The organism is uncultured Campylobacter sp. (genome assembly GCF_938045535.1).
Classification (GTDB): domain Bacteria; phylum Campylobacterota; class Campylobacteria; order Campylobacterales; family Campylobacteraceae; genus Campylobacter_B.
In genome coordinates, this window is record NZ_CALIMQ010000152.1 from 1 (window position 1) to 1,049 (window position 1,049).

At 52.6% G+C, this 1,049-nt stretch carries 1 protein-coding gene; it reads right to left on the reverse strand.

What is annotated here, in order from left to right:
• Positions 1–50: 50 nt before the first annotated feature.
• Positions 51–1,049: ABC transporter substrate-binding protein (locus Q0095_RS04860; protein ID WP_297881885.1), on the reverse strand; the 999-nt coding region annotated here is incomplete at its 5' end.

The following is a 1,049-nucleotide window of genomic DNA, read 5'->3' on the forward strand; positions in this document are numbered from 1 at the left end:
CAGCGATACCGCAAATAGCAGGACCCAGAGCAGCAGCAGGGCGGAAAATTTCATTTATAGCTCGTGCGGTAGAATTTTTGATAAAATTCCTCTACTTTTTTGTTAAATTCCGCTTCGTCAAAGTGCGTTGGATAGAGCTTCATCGCTAGCCACCACTCGCCAAGCGCCATGGCTTCGGCAGTCGGATAGCCCCACGCTTTGGCGTATTCGGGCATCATGTAAATTTTATCCTCTTTGACCGCGCTTAAATTTGCAAGCTGCGGGTTTGATTTGAGCTCGGCGGGCACCTGAGGGTAGCGATCCTGCACGAAGATCATCTGCGGCGCCCACGCTAAAACTTGCTCGGCGGACACCTGCTTGTAGCCCTTGATACTCTGCGCCACGACGTTTTGCGCGCCGGCTCGCATAAACATTATGCCCGTGTATTTGCCGCTGCCGTAGGTCGTGAGATCTGGATTTGCCATGTAAATTTTAGGCCTTTTATCGACGATGAAGTCGCTAAATTTAGCCTTTAGCTGCTCTTGCGAGGTTTTGACGAAGCTTATTAGCTCGGCGGCCTCTTTTTCGCGGTTTGAGACCTTGCCAAGTAGCTCGATCCCGTCGTAAAAGCCCTCGGTGTAGGCGGCCTCGTCGTCTTTGAAGGTCGGATTTAGCTTGCCTTTATCGGCGGCGTCGCTACGCTGAAAGCTAACGGCGACGACGGGGATTTTGAGCTCCGTCATTTTGTCGATGTATTCTTGCGGGATGTAGTTCGTGACGATCACGACGTCTGGCTTTAGCTTAAGCACCGCCTCGTAGTTGATGACTTTTAGATCGCCAGGGGTCGGTATATCTTTGAGGCTCGGCGCTAGGCGGATGTAGTTTTTGCCGAGCGACTTTTCCCACGACTCCTGCACGCCGACGACCTTATCCAGCGCGTTTAGCTCATTGAGCGCGTTTAGGCTTTGGTGCTGAAGCACGACTATGCGCTTAACCTCATCAGGCAGCGTGACGTCGCGACCCAGCTGATCGGTTACGACGCGATCTGCGAAAAGCAAACTCGCGCACAG